This window comes from Bacillus sp. JJ1474 (assembly GCF_036965225.1).
Classification (GTDB): domain Bacteria; phylum Bacillota; class Bacilli; order Bacillales; family Cytobacillaceae; genus Cytobacillus.
In genome coordinates this window covers 1-22924 of the sequence record NZ_JBALPC010000078.1, presented here as the reverse complement: position 1 = coordinate 22924, position 22924 = coordinate 1, and the positions used below count along the sequence as shown (strand labels likewise).

The 22924-nt window shown below is 39.5% G+C and carries 22 protein-coding genes; 7 read left to right on the top strand and 15 right to left on the bottom strand.

The window, feature by feature from the left end; genetic code table 11:
• Nucleotides 1-100: 100 nt before the first annotated feature.
• From V7164_RS11660 to V7164_RS11630, 7 genes are all read right to left on the bottom strand, one after another.
• Complete coding sequence (locus tag V7164_RS11660; protein ID WP_335354151.1) at nt 101-409, bottom strand: thioredoxin family protein; 309 nt, start codon at nt 407-409, stop codon at nt 101-103.
• A 6-nt stretch (nt 410-415) separates the two neighbouring features.
• Nucleotides 416-772 carry a toprim domain-containing protein gene (locus tag V7164_RS11655; protein WP_315666139.1) on the bottom strand — a complete coding sequence of 119 codons (357 nt, stop codon included), beginning with the start codon at nt 770-772 and terminating at the stop codon, nt 416-418.
• Nucleotides 773-1046: 274 nt separating this feature from the next.
• Nucleotides 1047-1427 carry a glycine cleavage system protein GcvH gene (gcvH, locus tag V7164_RS11650; protein WP_335354150.1) on the bottom strand — a complete coding sequence of 127 codons (381 nt, stop codon included), beginning with the start codon at nt 1425-1427 and terminating at the stop codon, nt 1047-1049.
• Nucleotides 1428-1506: 79 nt separating this feature from the next.
• Nucleotides 1507-1878: an arsenate reductase family protein gene (locus V7164_RS11645; protein WP_335354149.1), complete on the bottom strand. Its 372-nt coding sequence runs from the start codon at nt 1876-1878 to the stop codon at nt 1507-1509.
• A 227-nt stretch (nt 1879-2105) separates the two neighbouring features.
• On the bottom strand, nt 2106-3890 hold the full coding sequence (locus tag V7164_RS11640) for an acyl-CoA dehydrogenase family protein (protein ID WP_335354148.1): 1785 nt from the start codon (nt 3888-3890) through the stop codon (nt 2106-2108).
• A 51-nt stretch (nt 3891-3941) separates the two neighbouring features.
• Complete coding sequence (locus V7164_RS11635; protein WP_335354147.1) at nt 3942-5117, bottom strand: acetyl-CoA C-acetyltransferase; 1176 nt, start codon at nt 5115-5117, stop codon at nt 3942-3944.
• Between the two features lie 57 nt (nt 5118-5174).
• Complete coding sequence (locus V7164_RS11630; RefSeq protein WP_335354164.1) at nt 5175-7559, bottom strand: 3-hydroxyacyl-CoA dehydrogenase/enoyl-CoA hydratase family protein; 2385 nt, start codon at nt 7557-7559, stop codon at nt 5175-5177.
• A 257-nt stretch (nt 7560-7816) separates the two neighbouring features.
• Between V7164_RS11630 and V7164_RS11625 the strand changes: the two genes are divergently transcribed.
• Nucleotides 7817-7951, top strand: coding sequence for a YuzL family protein (locus tag V7164_RS11625; protein ID WP_082677131.1), 135 nt, complete (start codon nt 7817-7819; stop codon nt 7949-7951).
• Nucleotides 7952-8228: 277 nt separating this feature from the next.
• On the opposite strand, the gene V7164_RS11620 is transcribed toward V7164_RS11625, so the two are convergent.
• From V7164_RS11620 to V7164_RS11600, 5 genes are read right to left on the bottom strand one after another with little or no spacing between them, the layout of a single operon-like run.
• Nucleotides 8229-8471, bottom strand: coding sequence for a YusU family protein (locus V7164_RS11620; RefSeq protein ID WP_335345798.1), 243 nt, complete (start codon nt 8469-8471; stop codon nt 8229-8231).
• Nucleotides 8443-9270, bottom strand: coding sequence for an IucA/IucC family C-terminal-domain containing protein (locus V7164_RS11615; RefSeq protein ID WP_335354146.1), 828 nt, complete (start codon nt 9268-9270; stop codon nt 8443-8445). Before V7164_RS11615 ends, V7164_RS11620 begins: the two co-directional genes overlap by 29 nt.
• Nucleotides 9239-10090, bottom strand: coding sequence for an ABC transporter ATP-binding protein (locus tag V7164_RS11610; protein WP_335354145.1), 852 nt, complete (start codon nt 10088-10090; stop codon nt 9239-9241). Before V7164_RS11610 ends, V7164_RS11615 begins: the two co-directional genes overlap by 32 nt.
• A 25-nt stretch (nt 10091-10115) precedes the next feature.
• Complete coding sequence (locus tag V7164_RS11605) at nt 10116-11171, bottom strand: FecCD family ABC transporter permease (protein WP_335354144.1); 1056 nt, start codon at nt 11169-11171, stop codon at nt 10116-10118.
• Nucleotides 11171-12172, bottom strand: coding sequence for a FecCD family ABC transporter permease (locus tag V7164_RS11600; protein ID WP_335354163.1), 1002 nt, complete (start codon nt 12170-12172; stop codon nt 11171-11173). Before V7164_RS11600 ends, V7164_RS11605 begins: the two co-directional genes overlap by 1 nt.
• Before the next feature lie 179 nt (nt 12173-12351).
• On the opposite strand from V7164_RS11600, the gene V7164_RS11595 reads away from it, so the two are divergent.
• The 4 genes from V7164_RS11595 (at nt 12352) to V7164_RS11580 (ending at nt 17283) form a co-directional block, all read left to right on the top strand.
• Nucleotides 12352-13320 (top strand): ABC transporter substrate-binding protein, encoded by a 969-nt coding sequence (locus V7164_RS11595; protein WP_335354143.1) that lies wholly within the window; start codon nt 12352-12354, stop codon nt 13318-13320.
• A gap of 301 nt (nt 13321-13621) precedes the next feature.
• A complete protein-coding gene (locus V7164_RS11590) occupies nt 13622-15109 on the top strand; it encodes a spore germination protein (protein WP_335354142.1) in 1488 nt (495 codons plus the stop codon).
• A 12-nt stretch (nt 15110-15121) separates the two neighbouring features.
• Complete coding sequence (locus V7164_RS11585) at nt 15122-16213, top strand: GerAB/ArcD/ProY family transporter (RefSeq protein WP_335345791.1); 1092 nt, start codon at nt 15122-15124, stop codon at nt 16211-16213.
• Nucleotides 16210-17283, top strand: a complete 1074-nt coding sequence (locus tag V7164_RS11580; RefSeq protein ID WP_335345790.1) for a Ger(x)C family spore germination protein — start codon at nt 16210-16212, stop codon at nt 17281-17283. The genes V7164_RS11585 and V7164_RS11580 overlap by 4 nt, the downstream gene beginning before the upstream one ends.
• Before the next feature lie 27 nt (nt 17284-17310).
• Here V7164_RS11580 and V7164_RS11575 read toward each other — a convergent pair whose 3' ends face one another.
• The 3 genes from V7164_RS11575 to V7164_RS11565 all read right to left on the bottom strand — a co-directional run bounded on the left by V7164_RS11575 (nt 17311) and on the right by V7164_RS11565 (nt 20229).
• Entirely contained in the window at nt 17311-18486 is a 1176-nt protein-coding gene (locus V7164_RS11575) for an FtsW/RodA/SpoVE family cell cycle protein (RefSeq protein ID WP_335345789.1), read from the bottom strand.
• A 107-nt stretch (nt 18487-18593) separates the two neighbouring features.
• Nucleotides 18594-19355 carry a DUF4931 domain-containing protein gene (locus V7164_RS11570; protein WP_335354141.1) on the bottom strand — a complete coding sequence of 254 codons (762 nt, stop codon included), beginning with the start codon at nt 19353-19355 and terminating at the stop codon, nt 18594-18596.
• 127 nt (nt 19356-19482) lie between these two features.
• Nucleotides 19483-20229, bottom strand: coding sequence for a FixH family protein (locus tag V7164_RS11565; protein ID WP_335354140.1), 747 nt, complete (start codon nt 20227-20229; stop codon nt 19483-19485).
• Nucleotides 20230-20468: 239 nt separating this feature from the next.
• Here V7164_RS11565 and spoIIP point away from each other — a divergent pair, with 239 nt between their 5' ends.
• Nucleotides 20469-21617, top strand: coding sequence for a stage II sporulation protein P (gene spoIIP / locus V7164_RS11560; protein ID WP_335354139.1), 1149 nt, complete (start codon nt 20469-20471; stop codon nt 21615-21617).
• Between the two features lie 231 nt (nt 21618-21848).
• Nucleotides 21849-22595, top strand: coding sequence for a (S)-benzoin forming benzil reductase (locus tag V7164_RS11555; RefSeq protein WP_335354138.1), 747 nt, complete (start codon nt 21849-21851; stop codon nt 22593-22595).
• The last annotated feature ends 329 nt before the right edge of the window (nt 22596-22924 follow it).

Genomic DNA, 22924 nt, shown 5'->3' with positions numbered 1-22924 from the left:
AATATAATACATAAATATGGAAGCACTTGTAAATATATAATCAGTGAATGTTTAGAAAATAAAACCAAAATAAAAATACCAGGCAAAATGACCTGGCATTTTAAAGAACACTCTTTATTCTATCTAATAAATAGGGAACGGAATGAAAAGCGTACAGTTTATCCTGAATATGTCCATCTTTAATCATGATGAGGCAAGGCACACTTTCTACCTCTAACTGCTCAGCGAATTCAGACATATAGTTTAAATCGGCTTTCCCAATTAGCTGATCAGGCAGCAGTTGTTCTATAACTGTTAACATTTTACTGGCTAGCTGACACGTACCGCATAAAGGAGTATACAGATATACCAAACCTGATTTGTGATTCTTGATAAGCTTTTCAAATTCCTCCCGTGACCATTCCTGCAATGATTCTCATCCTTTATCCAAAAACTCTGTGTATACATCTATATTAGCCGATAATAACACGGTAGCAAGATGATGTTCCGGAGCCGTAGCAACCTCGCGATACATACGATCGATATAAAGGTGCTCAGCCTCTGGAAATTCTCTTTTAAATTGTTTCCGAAGCTTTTCCCCAGCTGCATCTGCATCAACCAATATAAAAACATCTTTATCATATAGCATATCAATCAATTCATCCAGTTTTGTGACACCTATCGTTCCGTTCGTGCAAATAATCTCAACTGGCTCACTTACGATCGCCTGTACCTTTCTTTTATCCGTTGTACCCTCTACAATAATTACTTTTTCTGTAACCGCCTCATCCATTATAATCACCTGAACTGAGTTGTAGTTTTCCCCTAAAAAATCTCCTTGAAAGGAAGTTATATATATACCATACCATATTCAATATTCTTGACTATGGTGTTGGACTCCTGCTTATTATATTTATTATTAGTTTGGCACATGTCTTTATGCTTTTTATACTTAAAGGGACTATTATTTATTAAGCAGAAAAAAGAGGCTTCCATTACGGAAACCCCTTTCATCTCTCTGCAAACAGACCTATGTAAAATGTCCAAATGCAAGATCTAATTATTCATTAATCTTCTTTTACCATTGCTTCATATTGTTCAGCTGTCATTAATTTATCAAGATTTGTATCTGATAACTCAACAACGATCATCCATGCTTTTTCGTATGGAGATTCATTAACGAACTCAGGATTATCGCTTAAATCTTCATTAACTGCGACAACCTTTCCGCTTACTGGTGAATAAAGCTCAGATACTGTTTTTACAGACTCAACGCTTCCGAAAGGCTCGTCCGCAGTTACTTCGTCTCCCACTTCTGGAAGCTCAACGAATACAATGTCTCCTAGCTCAGATTGAGCAAAGTCAGTGATTCCAATACGTACTTGCTCGCCTTCTGTTTTTACCCACTCATGCTCTTCTGAATAACGTAATTCATTTGGTGTGTTCATTCTAAACCCTCCATTATTCTTTCATAATTGATCGTGTAATCGATCTCTTCCTTCATCATGTCAAAAAGAACGATGTTTTTCAATCCTTTTTTAATACAAGCCAAGATTTTTCGTAATCCTCTTCCTTAAAGCCTACAGTTACCTTCTGGCCATCTGTAAGGATTGGACGCTTAATCAGCATTCCATCAGTAGCCAGCAAATCAAGCAATTCGTCATCAGACGAAGATTTGACCTTATCCTTTAAACCGAGTTCACGGTATTTCATGCCGCTCGTGTTAAAGAATTTCTTTAAGTCCAACCCGCTTTTTTTATAAAGGTCCTCTAACTCGCTGCGGGAAGGCGGATTATCAGCAATATGTACAGCTTCATAGGCCAATTGGTGATCATCTAACCACTTTTTAGCTTTTCGGCAAGTACCGCATTTCGGGTACCAATAAAATGTCATAGCCATTTTTTCACCACCAAAATTATCATTCCAATATTTTCACATATTAAATCAAATAGTACCATAATTTTTTATGTAATCATAACTTTGGCTACCAAATGGATAATTCGACAATATTCCCTATAATCCTTCTTTATTAGAAAATTATTTTTTTGGATGATTGTTTCCAACAACAATAGGGTCTGACACAATTGCCAGAAGCAACAGTGCCAGACCCTTATTATTTTATTTTTCTATAAAACAAAACGCTCTGCTTCAATTATTTTTTCAGCTGCTTCACGTTTCTTCGCGATTACATTAATTGGTGTGTGACGGGTGAATTTACGCAGAGCTGAAATCATCATTCTTAAAGCATCACCAGTTTCCACAGCCACAAGGGTTTCTTTTGCATCCTGTTCAATTTTATTAAAAGCTTCCTGACAGAAGATTTGTGTATAAAGAAGCTTTTGCTTACTCTTCTCTAAACCTGCTTTTTCAATGGCTTTCTCGGTACGAAGAACAGCTGATTCCATCGCATATGCATTTGAAATTATGTCTGCAATATTCACTAATACCTCTTGCTCTTTTTCTAAAGCCTTGCCGTATTTTTGGGCTGCTAATCCTGCAGCAAGCAAGCCAATTTTCTTTGCATTTTTCACTAAATATTTCTCCTGAGCTAAAGGCTCTTCACCAGGATCTTCAGGCATCATCATCATAAGTTCCTCTTGTAAAGCCATCGCTTTTTCGAATAATGGCAGCTCACCCTTGAACGCTTTACGGATATAGGTACCTGGAACTAATAGACGGTTAATTTCATTTGTTCCTTCAAAAATTCGATTAATTCGGGAATCGCGATACGCTCTTTCAATTTCGTATTCAGCCATGAATCCATAGCCGCCATGAATTTGAACACCTTCATCCACAACGTAATCAAGGACCTCTGTAGAGAAGAATTTATTTAGTGAGCATTCAATGGCATATTCGGCAATGGATTTCGCTACTTCCTTGCCATCCTTAACCTCTTCTTCTGATAGCTTGCTCATGCGATCCTCAAACAACCCAACTGTACGATAAACAGAGCTTTCTGCAGCATAAATCTTTGAAGCCATTGTTCCGAACTTTTCCTTTGTCAAATTAAATTGAGAGATTGGCGTTTTGAACTGCTGGCGCTGATTTGCATACTGTACAGTAATTTCAAATGCCCGTTTTGAACCTCCTACAGCCCCAACCCCTAATTTATAACGGCCGATGTTTAAGATGTTAAATGCGATAATATGGCCTCTGCCTAGCTCTCCTAGCAGGTTTTCCTTCGGCACAAGTGCATCTTCTAGAATTAATGTACGAGTCGATGAGCTCTTAATTCCCATTTTCTTTTCTTCCGGACCAACAGATACCCCTGGGAACTCTCTTTCTACGATAAAAGCTGAGAAATGCTCTCCGTCCACTTTTGCGTAAACAACAAATACGTCTGCAAATGCAGAATTCGTAATCCATTGCTTTTCACCATTTAGAACATAATGAGTGCCTTCCGCATTAAGCTTAGCCGTTGTTCTTGCACCTAGTGCATCTGAACCTGAGCCTGGCTCAGTTAAAGCATAAGCTGCCAACTTATCACCAGTAGCTAAATCTGGCAAGTATTGCTTCTTCTGCTCCTCCGTTCCGAAAAGAACGATAGGAAGGGATCCAATTCCTACATGTGCCCCGTGGGAGATAGAGAAACCGCCTGCACGCGCCATTTTTTCAGCGATGAGCGCCGAGCTTACTTTATCTAATGCCAAACCGCCGTATTCTTCAGGAACATCAGCACCTAGAAGTCCAAGCTCTCCCGCTTGCTTTAATAATTTGACTGTACGATCAAATTCGTGATTCTCTAAATACTCTACTTCTGGAAGAACTTCATTTATGACGAATTCCTCAGTCGTTTTCGCAATCATTTTATGCTCATCTGTATAATCCTCTGGAGTAAACACACGATCAGAGGAAAGATCCTCGATTAAAAAACTTCCACCTTTAATTAGGTTATCTGTTTGATTAGACATCTTTATTTCCTCCATTCAATTTTTTGGACTGTTATGTTCTATGACTATGCCCTATAGCAGTTCGAACACTCCGGCTGCGCCCATTCCTCCGCCTATGCACATGGTGACGATGCCGAATTGCTGATTGCGGCGTTTCATTTCATGAATGAGCGATAGTGTAAGTTTCGCCCCTGTGCACCCTAGCGGATGGCCTAGTGCAATGGCGCCGCCGTTCACGTTTATCTTTTCTTCGTCTAAGCCTAACTCTCGAATGATTTGGATCGATTGGGAAGCGAATGCTTCATTTAGTTCAAATAGTCCGATATCTGATAATTCAAGGCCTGCTAGCTTTAATGCTTTAGGGATAGCGACAATTGGGCCAATTCCCATAATTTCTGGCGGCACTCCGCCGACAGCGAATGATCTGAATTTGGCCATTGGCTTCAAGCCAGTTGATTCTGCTTTTTCACGGTCCATGACCATGACCGCTGCTGCTCCATCACTTGTCTGGGATGAATTCCCTGCTGTTACCGTTCCAGTAACAGAAAAAGCTGGACGAAGCTTAGCCAATGTTTCAATCGTAGAATCCGCTCTTACACCTTCATCTTGACTAAATGTAATCTTTTTTTCGATCAATTTATTGTCTTTTCCAATTGATCGTAAGGCTACGTCAACGGGAACGATTTCATCCTTAAACTTTCCTTCTTGAATGGCTTTTGCTGCTTTTTGATGGCTTCGAACGGCAAAGGCATCCTGATCTTCACGGGAAATCCCGTATTTTTTCGCAACCTCTTCAGCTGTGTGACCCATGCCCATATAATACTCAGGAGCTGATTCCGCCAATTTAATATTGGGACGAGTCACGTGACCCATCATCGGAACAAGACTCATTGACTCAGCCCCGCCAGCAATGATTGTGTCTGCGTGTCCGATCATAATTTTCTCAGCTGCGTAGGCAATGGATTGTAATCCTGATGAGCAGTAGCGATTAATAGTGATCGCCGGAACATTATATGGAAGTCCAGCCAATGCCCCAATATTTCGAGCCATGTTTAAGCCCTGCTCTGCTTCCGGCATGGCACATCCAATAATTAAGTCATCGATATTTCCCTCATAGTTTCCTGCTCGCTTTAATGTTTCCTGCACAACGAGGGCTCCTAAATCATCCGGTCTTACATTGGCGAGCGTCCCTTTCTTTGCCTTGCCAACCGGAGTGCGGGCTCCTGCAACGATAACCGCTTCTTTCATTCTATTCCCTCTCTTTCTTATCTATTGAAAAATGAACCCTATTACTCTTCCACTATATTAATTACGTAATGGCTTCCCTTTCACGAGCATATGCTGCATGCGCTGCAGCGTCTTTGGCTCAGCTAGCAGGCTTAGGAAGGCTTCTCTTTCTAAATCTAGTAAATATTGTTCATCCACTTCAGTTCCAAAAGGTACTTTTCCACCTGCAATGACATAAGCTAACTTCTTCGCAATTTTTAGATCATGCTCTGAAATATAACCAGAATAAAGCATTGTCTGTGCTCCTAAAAGTAAAGTTGCATAACCCGTTTCACCAACAACTGGCACCTTTTTGCGGATGGGCGGCTGATAGCCTCTTTCATAAAGAGCTAGTACTGCCTGCTTCGCATCATAAAGTAAATGATCACCATTCACACTAATACCATCAGCAGCATTCAAAAAATTGTTTTCGCGTGCTTCATCCCCTGATGTAGAAACCTTTGCCATAGCAATCGATTCAAATACTTTGTTTGCAACTTTTTGAAGATCAAATTCAACCCCATTAGGCAGGTTATTGAGATGCTTTAAATAAAGCTCTTTATTACCGCCTCCGCCAGGAATCAGCCCTACCCCAACTTCCACAAGCCCCATATACGTTTCGCTTGAAGCCTGAATATGCGCAGTTGGTAGACAAACTTCTGATCCGCCTCCAAGCGTCATGCCAAATGGAGCTGCAACAACTGGCTTAGAACTGTATTTAATTTTCATCATTGCCTGCTGGAAGTGACGGACGACCATGTCAAGCTCATAAATATTATCATCCTGTGCTTCCATCAGGATCATGGCAAGATTCGCACCAACGCTGAAGTTCTTGCCTTGGTTACCGATTACAAGTCCCTTGAAATTCTTTTCTACCTCATCAATGGAGTAGTTAATCATTTGGATACTGTCTAGACCAAGTGCATTGCTTTTAGAATGGAACTCTAGCAAAGCAACACCATCGCCTAGATCAATAAGACTTGCACCGCTGTTCTTTTTAATGACGCCTTTTTGTTTTTTCAATCTTTTTAAATTTATTTTCTTCGGATTTTCAACTACTGGCTTGTATTCGCCATTTTCATAGAAAAAGAGATTTCCATCCTCGGCTTCTTTATAGAATGATGCATGACCGTTATCGAGCATTTCCTTTACCCAAACCGGAACCTCTAAACCAGCCTCTTCCATTTTCTTCACGGCTTTTTCTACACCAATGGCATCCCAAATTTCAAATGGTCCTAACTCCCAGCCGAAGCCCCATTTCATTGCTTGATCAATTGCAACAACATCATCAGCAATGGTTCCTAATAATTCAGCTGAATAAAGTAGAGCCGGACTTAATATATTCCATAGTAGCTGGCCAGCACGGTCATCAGCATATATTAGCGCTTTCATTTTGTTGGCTGTGCCTTTTTCCTGCTTGCTTAATTCTGTTGCCGCTGTTTTCAGTTTCTTCCGAGGCCCATATTCAAAAGTGTTTGGATCAAGCTCTAGAATCTCTTTCCCTTGCTTGAGGAAAAACCCTTGGCCAGTCTTGCTGCCTAGCCAGCCCTTATTAAGCATCTCTTTCATAAAGTCTGGCACTGTGAAGACTTCTTTTTCCTTGTCTTCCACTTGCTCATAGACATTATTGGCTACATGGACAAATGTATCTAAACCGACAACATCAAGTGTTCTGAAGGTTGCGCTTTTTGGCCGGCCGATTAACGGTCCTGTAATGGAATCAACTTCTCCAACACTATAGCCGCCTTTGAGCATTTCCTGTAAAGTGACTAACAGCCCGTACGTCCCGATGCGGTTAGCAATAAAGTTTGGCGTATCCTTCGCTTCAACAACGCCCTTGCCCAGCTTATCTTCGCCAAATTTCTTCATAAAGCTTAATACTTTGGCATCAGTGTTTTTCGTAGGAATAACTTCTAACAACTTTAAATAGCGAGGCGGGTTAAAAAAGTGAGTCCCGAGGAAATACTTCTGAAAATCCTCAGAGCGTCCTGCTGACATCGCCTCAACGGAAATTCCAGATGTGTTTGAACTTACGATACTGCCAGGCTTTCTATAGCGATCTACCTTTTCAAAAACCTGCTTTTTAATATCGAGATTTTCAACGACAACCTCAATGACCCAATCAACATCCTTTAAACGCTCCATGTCGTCATCGAAGTTACCAGCTTCTATTAATGATAAATTCTCTTTAGACGTAAGCGGCGCGGGTTTTTGCTTTAATAGCTTTTGGCGGCCTGCTTCACTAATTCGATTTCTAACTGCCTTATCATCAAGGGTTAACCCTTTTGCTTTCTCTGTTTCATTTAATTCTCGAGGTACAATATCCAGCAATAGTGTTGGGATTCCAATATTCGCTAAGTGAGCTGCAATACCAGAGCCCATCACTCCAGAACCAAGAACTGCTGCTTTTTTGATTTGTTGGATCAAGTTTATTTCCCCCTTTTACACCTTTTGAATGAACACTCATTCATTTTTATACCAAAAAAATTTCTCGTGAATGAGTCTTATTATTTATAACTATAAAATATTTAAAATATTTAATCAATATTTTTTGTACATATTGGAAAAAATATTTTTTTCGGGTAACGGTCATAAATTGACATTAGACAATCCACTATCGGCTAATTTTTGCTAGTGGAAAAGCCCATATTGGGTAATCTACTAATGGAGGTGATTAGTGAATGGCAAGAAGAAAAAAGAATCCTTCGAAGGCTGGGGTCAGTGCTGCAAGTGTAAAAGGGAATGCTGGACCAACTGTTGAAGCAGATGGCGGCGGAAAAGTGAACAGCCAGAATAATCAGTTTAAAAAGAGCTAAGTTAAACAATTCATTCGAAGAGTGTTTACCTATGGTTTCTGCTCTAGAGGATTTTTACAATAACGGGCATCTGTTGTACGGTCTGATGCCCGTTATCAACCGAAATTACATTTACTTGGCACCAGTCAGTGCATGTGGTTCCCGCTTCAGCGGATTTTTGCAATATACGGGCATCTGTTGACTGTTCTGATGCCCATCATCAACCGAAATTGCCTTTCTCGGGCATCAGTCAGTGCATGTGGTTCCCGCTCTAGCGGATTTTTGCTAGAAGCGGGCATCATTTGCTGCGATGCTCATCGTTCAGCCTCTTTATCTCAGCTACTAAAGCTTTCATCTCTTCTTTCGCCTCAGGATAGGTTTCATTCCAGTGTTTTGTTAAAGGTGCCATCGATTTGGCGATATATGAATATATTATCCATGCTTGGACCTTATCCTTTAACTCTTCATTAGAGTCACCGATTAATAGCTCGGTATATTTCTCAAGCAAGCCATCAAGCTTGTCCTTTAATTCTTGATTCAAGAGCTAGTCCCTCCTTTCTTGTGATTTCACTAATTAGTGGACAAGGTGCACATGAGTGCGGGCAGGTCACACAACGCTTCTTATTATTTGTTAAGTAAGAATAGCAGCATGTATTTCTCGGTCTGACCTCCGCCTTCAGCTCCTCGACATATATATGCTGATTATAATACCTTTTTAGCGGATTTTCCTTATAGCTGCCAAATAAGGAACCAGATGCTTGAAAAATAATATAATGAAAATCCTCTTTTGAACGCCCAACCACGTCCTCCGGCACATCTTCTTTTCCAAAAACTGATTCATACAGCCAGTAAATATAAACAGCAATATTTTCCCAAAGAATCAGCTTAGATACTTTAGTAGCCTTCGAAAGGCTATTAACTAGCGGATATATGTGACTTTGAAAAAGAATCTTAACCCCATTCTCCCGCCATTCTTCTCGATCACTCTCGACCATCTTAAAACGTACCTCATTAAAATAAAATCGCGGGAGCCATAATTCATCCTGAGAATTGGTTTCCAGTGAAATATTCTCAAATGAAATATCCATCTGTCTATTCCAAGCAGTCATAGCATAAAGGTAAATGACCGCCAGAAAAGCATATCTTTTCATAAAAACCGATGCCGTAACCTTCTCGTTTGCAGCTCCTATATGCTTCCCAAGCTCCTCTAAATAATCGAGCAAAGATTGTTCATCCTGCAGCAAATCCATAGAAACGGAGAATGGGGATGGGTACTTTTCCGATGTAAAACGAAATGAAAGAAGCTCATTAATCTGCGATTCTGAGAGCTTTTGAACCATTGCCAGTCCCATCCTTACTTAGAATACATCTCCCTTTTCCATAAGGAATGCATAATGGAGTTCCAAACAATGGATCCATCGTTACTTCACAATCCATCCCGAACACATTCTTAACTAAACTGTAATTAATAACGTACTCCGGCTTCCCTTGTGCAAATATTTTTTGATCTTTAATCGCCACAATATTATGGGCATAGCGGCAGGCTAAATTTAAATCATGCAAAACCATTACAATGGTTCTCTGTTCTTTTTCATTTAATTCAAACAACAAATCAAGGATCTCAATTTGATGTGTCATATCTAAATAAGTCGTCGGTTCATCAAGCAGAATCGTATCCGTGTCCTGTGCAAGCGTCATCGCAATCCATGCACGTTGCCTTTGCCCCCCAGAAAGAGAATCCACAGTCCGATCCTTTAATGGCTCAAGACTTGTCGCCTTTAATGCAGCATTCACCATTTTCTCGTCTTCGTCTGACCATTGCTTCAGCCATGTTTGGTATGGGTAGCGTCCCTGCTTGACTAGCTGAAGAACTGTTAACCCCTCAGGTGCCGATGGGGATTGGGGAAGGATCGCCATCTTTCTAGCTACCTCCTTCGTAGACAATTTAGCAATTGCCTCTCCTTCTAGTAAAATCGCACCTGATTTAGGCTTTAGTAACCGAGCAATAGATCTGAGCAAAGTTGATTTGCCACAGCCATTTCCCCCAATAAAGACCGTCACTTCCCCTTTTGGGATCTTTAAATCAAGCTCATTGATGATAATTGTATCCCCATAGGATAAAGTCAGTTGATTCGTGACAATCGCCTGTGCATTTACCATACTCCGCTCCCTCCTTTAATAAACTCTATGAATTCCTCGTTTTAAAAAGTAAATATATGAAGTACGGCGCTCCAATACTGGCCGTGAACACACCAGCTGGGATCTCAAGCGGCGAAAACAGTGTCCGTCCAATTAGGTCAGCAGCCATCACGAGTATGCATCCGATTAACGCCGAAACGGGAAGCAGTGCCCCGAAGGCAGACCCTACTAATCTTCTTGCCATATGCGGTGCCATTAAACCTACAAAGCCGATGCCGCCTGCAAAAGCAACGGAGCCGCCAATCAACGCAGTACTGATCATGAGCAATAGAAAGCGATTCCTCTGAACATGGCTTCCTACCCCTGTAGCAATATCATCCCCAAGCTCCTGAATATTCACATTTCGGGCCGAAATAAAGGCAGCCATGCACAGAATCAATATCCAAGGAACTAGAATGGTCACATGGCTCCAGTTAGAGCCATAAACCGTTCCTGTAATCCAAATATTCGCTTGACTCGCCTGATAAATGGGACCGAGAAGCATCATTAAAGTAGTGAGGGCTTTCATAAGGCTGTATAATCCAATCCCGATTAACACTAATCGAATCGGTGAAACTCCATCTTTCCATGCTAAAAAATAGACTAAAAAAGCAACAACCGTTGCACCGAAAAATGCAGCGACAGGCAGCCATTCAATGCTCACAGTCAGAGCATTGCTTTCATCGCTGAAAAGGGCGAGAAAGCCAACAACCGCAACGGATGCACCCCCGGTAATCCCTAAAATATCTGGAGAAGCAAGAGGATTACGAATAATACCCTGTAGAATCCCTCCTGCAACGGCCAGTCCAATTCCGACTAATAATGACACAATGATCCTCGGCAGCCGGAAAGATTGAACGACAAGACGTTCCATTTCTGTACCGCCTCCGAAAAACACCTTCACCACATTTAATGGACTGATCTTCATCTCTCCGGTTCCGGTACTAATAATAAATACTACTGCTGCAGCACTTAAAAGTATAAGAAAAATAAATAATGCCTTCCGATCAATTAAGAAAGAAATTTTATCCTTGTATACACGAAAACTTTGATATTGCCGCATTATTTATTAAACCCCTTTCTCGCGATATAGATGAAAAAAGGAGTTCCAATAACAGCTGTCATCACACCGACAGGCACTTCCTGCGGCATAATGATATACCTAGAGGCGATGTCTGCCATAAGAAGCAGCATGCCTCCGAAAAGTGCCGAAAAGGGAATCACCCATCTGTGATCAATTCCAACAACAGCACGTGTAATATGAGGGATCACAATTCCAATAAAGCCAATTGGACCTGCAACAGCAACTGCTCCGCCAGATAAAAGAATGATGGCTATTCCAGCTCCTAGTTTTAGAAGCCCCGTTTTCAAGCCTAAGCCTTTAGCCACATCCTCACCCATTGATAGAATATTCATCTGGTTGGAAATGGACAAAGATAGAATCCAGCCAACGGCTAAATAAGGCAGTACGGCTAGTAGCGTGTCGAGCTTTCTGCCGGATACAGATCCAGCTAGCCAAAAAAGAACTTGATCCAAAGCCGTTTCATTAATAACAAGAAATCCTTGTGTCATGGAGGCAAACATCGCACTTATAGCGGCTCCAGCTAAGGTAAGCTTGATTGGTGTTAATCCTTCTCTTCCTATTGAACCAATCGCATATACACAAACAAAGGCAATAGTAGCCCCTAAAAAAGACACCCACGTAAAGATATGTAAATTGCTAAGGGAAAATAGTGTCACCACAATAACAACCGCAAACCCAGCACCCGCATTTATACCAAATATTTCAGGTGCAGCCAATGGGTTTTTCGTTAAAGTTTGAAGCAATACACCCGCGACAGCCAGACTCGCCCCAACTGCTGCAGCTATCATCGCTCTTGGCAGCCTAACTGACTGTATAATAAGATGCTCGTTCGACCCGTCAAAAGCCAAAAAGGCATCAATTGCCATTTTCCATGTTGTATTCGTATAACCATATACAATACTAAGGCACATAAGAAAAAGCAAAAGGAGAATTGATAGGATTAAACCCGTCCATCTTAGAGAATTATTTTTTAAAATCATAAATCTTAAACCTTTCATGAATAGAAGTTCCTACATATTCAGTCTATGGGATGAAAAACACCATGTCAATGATTTTGATAATCATTTTCATTTACCTATTGACAGCCCTTTTAAACCATCATAATATTATGATAGTAATGAAAATGATTATCAGTAGCAATTAGGAGGTAACAAAAAGAATGAAGGCTTTTAAATTATCATTTACAATTATTTTTATGATGTCCCTTTTCATTTTAGCTGCATGCGGAAATAACAATGGCGAGCAAGCTGACAAGGACAAAGGAACAGATCATGCTTCTGAAGAAACAGGTTATACGGTACAGCATGCGATGGGAGAAACTCCAATTAAAGAAACACCTAAGAGGGTTGTGATTTTAACCAATGAAGGAACAGAGGCGCTTCTTTCAATGGGGGTAACACCAATTGGAGCTGTTCAATCATGGACAGGGGATCCTTGGTATCCTCATATTGCAGATAAAATGGCTGATGTTAAAGTCGTTGGAACGGAAAGTGAAGTTAATGTTGAAGCCATTGCAGCATTAAAGCCTGATTTAATTATCGGAAACAAAATGCGCCAAGAAAAAATTTATGATCAGTTGAATGCGATTGCCCCTACTGTATTTGCTGAAACTTTACGCGGAAACTGGCAAGAAAACTTTAAACTTTATGCACAAGCATTGAATAAAGAAGAAGATGGACAAAAAGTGATTGCTGATTATGAACAGCGTATTAAAGATATTCAAGAGAAGCTTGGAGATAAAGTCCATCAAGAAGTTTCCATCGTCCGCTTTATGGCTGGAGATGTACGAATCTATCATAAGGATACTTTCTCAGGTGTTATTCTAGAGCAAATTGGCTTAAAAAGACCTGAAAGTCAGAACGTAGATGATTTTGCAGAAAGAAATGCAACGAAAGAAAGAGTTCCTGCCATGGACGGGGATATCTTATTCTACTTTACTTATGAAACTGGAGATGGCGAAGCAAGCAGCCTGGAGAAAGAGTGGATTGAAGACCCATTATTCCAAAATCTAAGTGTAGCAAAAGCAGGTAATATTCATAAAGTAGATGATGTAATCTGGAATACTGCCGGCGGTGTTATTGCTGCAAATTTAATGCTTGATGATATTGAAAAGTTTTTTGTGAAATAAAGATCACTTTTCCGAAAAAACCCGCAGCTTTTTTGCGGGTTATTTTCAATTTAACCACCTAACCTCTTGTCAATTCTTTCACATAATTTAAAATTTGTGAAAGAACGCATACTTCCAACATTTCACTTATTTAAGTTCCAAAAAAAAAACACCCAATTCACTAGATGTTAATTCAAGATGAAAAGAAGGAAGGCTGATTTGCCTTCTTTTTATCTTCTTAAAAAGTAAATTTCACCCATCCATTCATAATCCCGCCAATTTCGGTAACAATACTCGTAATACCTAAAATGATGGTGATTGGATGAAAAAGTGGATTAGCACAAAGAAAAGTCAACAAAAACTAAGCAATTGGGAGAAAGAACTCAAAAAATCGGAGGATTTCACACAATCCTATCATATAAGTCAAAAGACAAATATTCATTTTTGCCTATCCTTTATGTCTACTTTAGTGGATGAACAAATTATTCAACAAGGAGTACTTCCGAGTTTACTTGAAGATGATTTTCATACAATTGAAGATATAAAAAAGCTTTTACCCATTGCTGACCTGGAAATATCGGATGACCCTACAAAAATCAGCCAAAAATTATTAAATGGCTACTTATTGTTGACTGTTGAGAATAATGAGGCGCAATTTGCTTTTATTTCCGCACAAAAAGAAATTGTTCGAAGTCCATCTCAACCCGAAATTGAATTCTCTGTTATCGGCCCAAAAGAGTCATTTGTCGAATCACTAGGACAAAACTTAAATTTAATTAGAAAAAGACTGCCCGCAGAGGAACTGATAATTGAGGAGTACACGTTGGGGAAGTTGTCCAAAACAAGAATTGCCATATTATTTATGGAAGGAATTACCGATGAAGCGAATGTAAACACAGTAAGACAAAGGATTAAAGAAGTCGAGTTTGATGCTATTACAGACAGCTCCTATATCGTTCAGCTTATTAGCGATAATTCAAACTCTCCTTTTCCGCAATTGCTCGACACGGAGAGGCCAGACCGTGTAGTTGGGATATTGGCAGAAGGAAAAATAGCCATTGTCGTAGATGGATCACCACACGTTCTTATTACCCCAACGACACTTGTCGAGTTCTTCGGCTCGTTTGAGGATTATTTCTTAAATTGGCTTCTAGCCTCTTTTTTCAGGCTCGTTCGGGTTTTTGCTGTTTTATTTTCAATTCTTATTACGCCAATATATGTCGCTGTCCTTACTTATCATTATGAGCTCATTCCTAATGACCTAATAGGAACATTGATTACGTCAAGAAGGATTGTTCCCTTCCCGCCTATACTCGAAGCAATATTTCTTGAATTAACGATTGAACTGTTAAGAGAAGCGGGAGCAAGGCTGCCGACAAAGGTTGGGCAAACAATTGGTATCGTTGGAGGAATTGTGATTGGGACTGCTTCCGTGGAAGCTGGACTTACAAGTAATGTACTTCTTATTCTTGTTGCCTTGGCTGCTCTTGGATCCTTTACGACACCCGTATACAAGATGGGCAACACGATCCGCTTACTGCGGTTCCCATTTTTGCTTTTTGCTGAGTTTTGGGGATTGCTCGGGATTGTCTTCTGCTTCTGTATTATGCTTACCCATTTAATAAGGCTGACTTCTCTTGGACGACCATTTTTGGAGCCTATTTATCCATTAAGGGTGAAAGACTTGAAAGATACAATCATCAGGCTGCCATTTTCAAAGGATACAACGCGACCATATTTATTAAGAACAAAAAATCCAGTTCGATTTAATAAGGAAAAAGCGAATACTAAAAAAGATATTGATGAATAAGGGGGGGAAAGTATGCAGGAACAGCCTATACCTGAAGGAGTAAAAATATCCCCATTTTTAGTTTTTTATTTAATCACTTCTATGCAAATTGGTATAGGGATTCTCGGATTTCAGCGCGTAATTGTCGCCTATTCAGGGAATGATGCTTGGATTTCTGTTTTGTTTGCGGGGCTTTCCCTTCATATCCTCATGTGGATGATATATAAAGTCATGGAAACGGTTAATGGAGATATAGTCACAGCACATAAATATATTTTCGGAAATATTGTTGGCAAAATTATTAGTTCCATTTTTGTTCTCTACTTTACATTGCTTGCTTTAACAGTTTTGCGCTCGTATATCGAAGTTATTCAAGTTTGGATGTTTCCCAGTCTTAGTACTTTCTGGTTTTCCTTGCTGTTTTTGCTTCTTTGTACGTATATCATTTTTGGCGGATTTCGAACGGTTGTGGGCATCGCCTTTTTCTCAATGCTCCTGCCTGCTTATGTGCATTTTGCTTTTGGCTTTAATTTGAAGTTTGGCAATTACATGCATCTTTTGCCGGTTTGGGATCATTCGATTAAAGAAATCCTTTTAGGTTCTTATCACATGTCACTCACTTATATCGGTTTTGAAATTATTCTATTTTGCTTTCCTTTTATCAAGGAACCGCAAAAATCGAAAAAATGGGCCCATTTCGCCCTTTTATTTACTACTTTTATTTACACAAGCTTTATGATTGTGACGATTGTGTATTTTTCTCAAGAACAGCTTGAAAAGTCTATATGGGCAACATTAACGATGTGGAAAATTGTGAAATTGCCTTTTGTCGAGCGAATCGAATACATCGGAATTGCCAATTGGAATTTAATCATCCTTCCTAATGTTTGCATCGCCCTTTGGGCCGCCTCAAGACTGTTAAAACGGTTAATGAATATTAAACAAAAAAAAGGAGTTTTTATCATTGCACTCATCATATTAATCGTTAGCCCCTTTTTTGATACGCGTGCAAAAGTAGGTTTTTTAAATGATTTAACTGGAAAAGCGGGATTTGTTTTAAATTATATTTACATTCCAATCCTATTCATTAGCACGATGATTGCAAAGAAGGTGAAGAGGTCATGAGAAATCGAGGCAAGCTTTCTATTCTATTAATCCTCTCTATTTTATTGTCAGGCTGTGTCCAAAGGAAAGTCATTGATAATATTAATATTGAATCTGCAGCAGCATTTGATAAACTTGCTGAAGGCAAATTCATCGGGACGCTTCTCACCCAAGAATATCTTCCCGATAAATCAATCAAAAATAACACATATACATCCGAAGCTAGCTTAAGACGGGATCTCATGTTGAATCTTCAAAAGGAATCATCCAAACCCATCGTAACAGGTGGAGTATTAGTCTCGATTTTTGGAGACAAGCTTGTTGACGAAGGAATTATTGATTTTATTGATACTTACCAAAGAGATCCAAGTGTCGGGGCAAGAAATTTCTTAGCAACGTCACACGGAAGTGCCTTGGAAATATTAAAAGGAGATTATGGGCCTGAGGGCAATTCAAACTATATAAATGATCTGATTGAGCATAATATCCAGCGCGGGGATGTGCCCGAGACCAATTTACATATCTTTTTGCGAGACTATTATATGAAGGGGAAGGATCCCTATCTTCCTGAGTTAAGACAAATTGCCCAAAACAAAATGGAAATAAGCGGCTTAAGCATTTTTAGAAATGATAAAGAAGTATATGTCCTTCCTAAAAAGGAGATGTTCTATTTTAAGCTGCTAGTCGACAATCATACGGAGGGCAGCTATAGAGTTCATTTAGAAAAAGGGAAAGATGCAGATGTTAAAAGCATTACATCCAAGCATAAATTTAAATTATCGAAAGAAAAACCGTTACATGTTGCCATTGATATTAAAACGGTAGGTGTTATCAAGGAATATACGGGTGAGAGGTTAACTCCAAAAGTAGTAGAAGAGATTGAAAAAAAGCTGGAAAAAGATATTAATGAAAAATGTTTAGAATTGATCAAAAGATTTCAAAAAGAAAAAGCGGATCCAATCGGATTTGGTTTTTTACATCGAAAGTATATTCGCGGCTATGATTTCAAAAAGTGGAAGGATGATTATCAAAATTTAACAGTAAAAATTAACACGAAGGTGAGGATCGCAGAAACGGGGGTAATCGATTAAAAGCGGGGCGAATAACGCCTCGCTTTCTTAATCATTATTTGAAAACATATACTTTTTATAATGGTAGCGAATGGAGAAGATTAAACTAAGCCCGAGCATATTCCCCATTAATGAGCTGCCTCCATAACTAATAAACGGCAGCGGGATTCCTGTAATCGGAAGAAGCCCGATCGTCATGCCAATATTCTGGAAGACGTGAAAGGTGATCATACTGATGACCCCTACACAAATATACGAATAAAAGTCATTTTTCGTTTCCATTCCAATCTTGGTAATCTGGTATATAAGCAGAAAGAATAAACTGACTAAAACACTTGCCCCAATAAAGCCAAACTCTTCACCTACGATACTAAAGATGAAGTCTGTGTGACTTTCAGGCAAATAGACTTCTCTCGTTCCATACCCTTTCCCGCTCGTTTCTCCTGACCCAATGGCAAGAAGCGACCTCGTTAATTGGAAGCCTGCTGAGCTTTGATAATTATACGGATCGAGCCATGAATAAATCCGCCCAAATTGATACTCCTTCACACCTAAATATTTCTCCAAAATCTCTGGATGCCAAAGGACAAAGTAAAAAATAATTGAAATCAAAGTAAGACCTGTCCCAAAAATAGGCGCGAGCAGCTTCCAAGTAATCCCCGAGATAAAAATCATTCCCAGCAAAATGGAGATAAAAACAAGGCCTGTCCCAAGGTCGGGCTGCTGCATCACAAGCAATAAAGGAATTCCCGTAAATACGCCGAGCTTCATCAGCAGCTTGAAGTCAGTTTGGATCGTTTTGATCGGATTCTTTTGATGATGTTCATCAATCACTCTTGCCAGAACAAGAATGAGAAAAACCTTAACAAGCTCAGAAGGCTGTAATGAGCCCATACCTGGTACTCTATACCAAGCCTTAGCTCCATTAATAACGGGTGCAATACTGCTTGGAGCAACGATTAGAAAAGCCAGCAAGAATAATCCAAAGCTATAGGCATACCAAGAAATCTTTCTTAGCTGTTCCGAATCAAGCGAAATCACTGCAGCAATAATACCCGTTCCAACCATATACCAAACAATCTGCTTTAAAAGAAAATTCTCTTTATATTGCCCAGTCGTCTGAGCGCTATAAATCGAAATACAACTTACTAAAAACAATAAAAACACAATGAACACTAAGTTTAAATCTATTTTAGGAGGGGTTGTAGTTTTATTTGTAGACATAGCAATGGCAATCTCCTTATTAAAAAGCAACCAAAATAACAACACTTCATTATATTTTTTTATCAGCTAAATAACAACTTTAGAAGGCCGAATGGGTTTATTTCCCTTTATCCAAAATAACGCTCCCGAACATCATTCTTCATCCACTCTATATTATTTGGAACTTGAGGAATAAAATACCCGATAAATAATGGTGTCGTGACTGAACGCGGCACTACCTTTGCATAGATATTTCCAGCAAACTCGTAAAAGAATAAATTATAACTCGTACAAGGAAACGGAAAATGATTCAGTATATAGTGGGCCGCGGTCTGAATATATTTCGCAAATGCCGTAATATCCTGAATATCGCCTAACTTCACATTGAACTCATAAAATCCAACTCTGGGTGCTATTGAGATGGAAAAAATCGTCCCATTTTTCTCATGGATGGTTATGCCTTCGAAATCACTTGCCTGTACCTTTTCTCCATAATCAATATCCTCTAACCCAATAATCTGCATATGCGGATGAGCAATCGTTCCGCCTGATAATGGTCCATGATTCTTAAAAAAGATCACGGACTTATATTTCTTTGTCCCGATCATTTCCAGCCAATGTGTCAAGCCAAATCGAATAAGCTTATTTAAGTGTTCCTCCGGATAGACCGACAGCTCACTATGACAATCATCTGTCTCAATTAATACCGTTTGATATGTATTCTCTAGGACTGGAAATTTATTTTTCAATAAGATAATCGAACCGTCTGTCGCTAGAATATCTGTTAGCTTCTCCCTTTCGCAAAACGGGCAGCTCTGCTCCTTATTACGGATGCTATTAGGCTTCTGCCTCCCAATTCCTGTGTTAAAAAAAAGATGAGTATCTCTCATTTTGTTGGCACCTGCTTTTCTATCTATCTACTCTCTATTTTATTGATATTTTTACTTTTTAGCGAGGGGAAGCTATTATGAAAATTTTACAAAAAAAAAGCGCAGTTCATGGACTGCGCTTTTTTCCTTATTCTACTGTTACTTCCACCTCAGTATGTTCATGGAGTCCTTCATCATTTTCTACATGGATTCTTATGATAAACTCGCCACTTGCAGGAAAACTATAATCAGTTTTATATTCCCCATTAGTGCCTTCCGTCATATTCACCCAAGCTGGATTTTGACCCTTTTGAAAAATCTCAAGTCTTACCTTTGCATTTAATAGTGGCTCATTGGATTTTTGCAATTGAACAGCTAAGGCTGTTTGCTCGTTAGCTTTCAATTGAACTGGTTTTTGCAGTTCGATGGAAACGTCACTATCATGATGATGGTGATCATCACCGCTTCCTTCCTGATGCTCATGATGCTCAGCTTCTACTTCACCAACCTGGATCGTTTTTGTTGGCATTGTATGCATATCCCTTGCAGTTACATGGGATTGAACATTAAATAGACCATTTTCAGAGAATGTATAGGCAGCCTCATATTTTCCTTTTTCCGTATGCTCTGCTACAACAAGCTCACTAGTATCTTTTTGCCCTTCTTTCCAAATTTCGAACTTAACCTCATTTGCATCTTCAACAGCTTCGTCGCCTTGCGTAACGGTCACAGCTAAGGGAACCTCTTCCCCTACTTCTGCTTTTTCGGGAACAGCTAAATCGGCTTCAATGATTTCAGGCAACGCTGCCTCTTCCTGGTTCTCCTTTTGCCCTGTTTCACCACAGCCGGCTAATAATAAGAAACTTGTACATATAATGGCCATCCACTTTTTCACGTATTTTCCCTCTTTCATTAATTAATATCATCTACACAAACTATAGATGTTAATTGTGATAAAAAAATGAAGTTTTCTCGTATTTAAAAGGAACTCTGCCTTTTACAAGACTATTGTTATCATAGCAAAAAAAATAATCATGAGCCTTCATTAGTTTTTCCTTGATGAAATTTCCTAAACAATAAGCATCTTCTATTCTTCTTCGTACGGGCATACATATGACTGATGGGGGGATCGTGATGAAAAACAAATCAGCGGCACATACTTTATTTTTCTATTTTCACGGGTGGCTTTTGAGTATTCTTTCCGTCTTTATAATAGCTGGGATCCTAACTTCAAACTCCGCTGTCTTTACCTCTGAACATATGAATTCACTATTAAAAAATATAAAGGCTGACCAGCTATTTATCCATTTACTTAAGGCTGAGAATCATTATTTTTACCGTAATGATTCTAGCTTGAACTTTTCTCATTTATCGGAGAATGCTTTTAAGCTTGCTACCAATATTAAGCCGACAGATATTCGCACCTTCCTGGGGAGAGAACTTCCAGGGTACTCGATCTTCGACACGGGGATTGAGGTAGCTGGCGAAGGAACGGACTATACGAATTTGCCGTTCGAATCCGCTCCGCCGATAGATTTTCTTTTGAAAGAAAAGGAGATTGCCAGTGAAAATCTCCCTAGCGAGGACACGCCGGATGGTACTGCAGCACCTCCATTGGATGGAAAGAAAAGCGTGTATATCTATCATTCTCATAGCTGGGAGTCTTTCACTCCCTTGTTAAAAGGAGTCAATCATCCTGATGAAGCCGTAAGCTCTAATGAACGGGTGAATGTGATTGCGGTTGGCAATAGACTCAGTGCAAAACTGGGATTAAAAGGGATTGGTGTGGAACATGACAAAACAAATATGGCGTCACTTCTCAATCAAAAGGATTGGGACTATAACCAAAGCTACCTTCTTTCTCGTGAGGTGACCAAAACCGCCATGGCCTCAAATAAAGACTTAAAGTTTCTCATTGACATTCATCGGGACTCACAGGGGCGGGAATTGACGATGAAAGAGATAAACGGAAAGAAATATGCGAGATTGTTTTTTGTTGTCGGGAAGGAACATAAAAACTACCAGAAAAATTTACAGTTAGCTACAGAACTTCATCATCGACTTGAAGCAAAATTTCCCGGTATCAGCAGAGGGGTTTTCAAGAAAGGAAAAAGCGAAGGAAACGGAATTTATAATCAGGATTTATCTGATCGGGCACTCTTAATTGAATTTGGCGGTGTCGAAAATGATTTAGCAGAGCTTTATCATTCAATTGATGCATTTGCAGATGTATTCAGTGAATTTTACTGGGAGGCAGAGATGGTAGATGGCAAAGGTTCTTAATGCTCCTTTTTATTGTCTCCTTTGGACCTTTGTATCTACTTTTATGTTTTACTGGCTTTTCGGGCTATCTATTCTCACCATTATTTGTTTTAGCGCGGGCATTATCCTGTCTCTCATAAATTTTGTCGAGGACGAGATGAAAAAATATGAGCAGGAAAATGGGGAATAAGTGGTATTCGGTGCTTTCATTCTGCTTTAATAGATAGTAGAAACCTATATTGGAGTGATTAGATGAAGTTCGCTATTATTACTGGAGCATCAAAAGGTCTTGGATCCTCGATTGCGGAACGAATGATCAGTGAGAAAATTGGTGTGATCACTGTTTCCAGAACCGAAAATGCAGAGTTAAGAGAGAAGGCTTTGGTAAACAAAGTTTTCTATCAGCATTTTTCATGCAATCTTGCTGTTCCCGAGGAAGTAGAGAAAAACTTTCAGGAAATTCTATCTGTGCTGGAACCCAAAAAAGCAGAGGTTATTTATTTGATTAATAATGCTGGTGTAATAGACCCAATCGCAACAGCCGGCACACTTGATCATCAAGCATTGATTGCAAATGTCCAGATTAACTTAATTGCACCCTTGATGATCACGAATATTCTTTTAAAAAATGCATGTGTTCCTCTTAAAATTGTAAACGTATCATCAGGCGCTGCTGAAAGGCCTATTCAAGGATGGAGTGCCTATTGCAGCACGAAAGCGGGGCTGAATATGTTCACAGAAACAGCCGCAGCTGAACAAATAACAGCAGGAGCACCTCATGAAATCATCGCATTCAGCCCTGGAATTATGGACACAGATATGCAGGGGACGATCCGTTCCTCCTCTAAAGAGGCATTTAATGATCTTGAAAAATTCAAGGAGTATAAAGAACAAGGTATGCTTCGCCCTGCTCATGTAGTAGCGGATGCATTAGTAAACTTGCTTTTGGATGCGCAAATAGAAAGCGGTAAGATTTATCGGGTAAATGAGTTAATTTAGATGTATAAAAGATTTCATAATGGGAACAATACATACTACAAAGTGTATTTCCCCCTTATTTTAGTGCTTCCGGTTGGAGGCATTTTTTTGTTATTTTTTAAGAACAGATGCTTTTTAGGCTTTTATTAATGTGATTGTAATCTTCCTAATAAAACTGGTTTTTTGGACAGGTTTATTTGAAAAATCCAAAACCTGCCCAGTAAACTAGGTTTCTTGGACTGGTTTATCGGAAAAAACCAAAACCTGTCCAGTAAACAAGGTTTCTTGGACTGGTTTATCGGAAAAACACAAAACCTGTCCAGCAAACAAAGTTTCTTGGACAGGTTTAT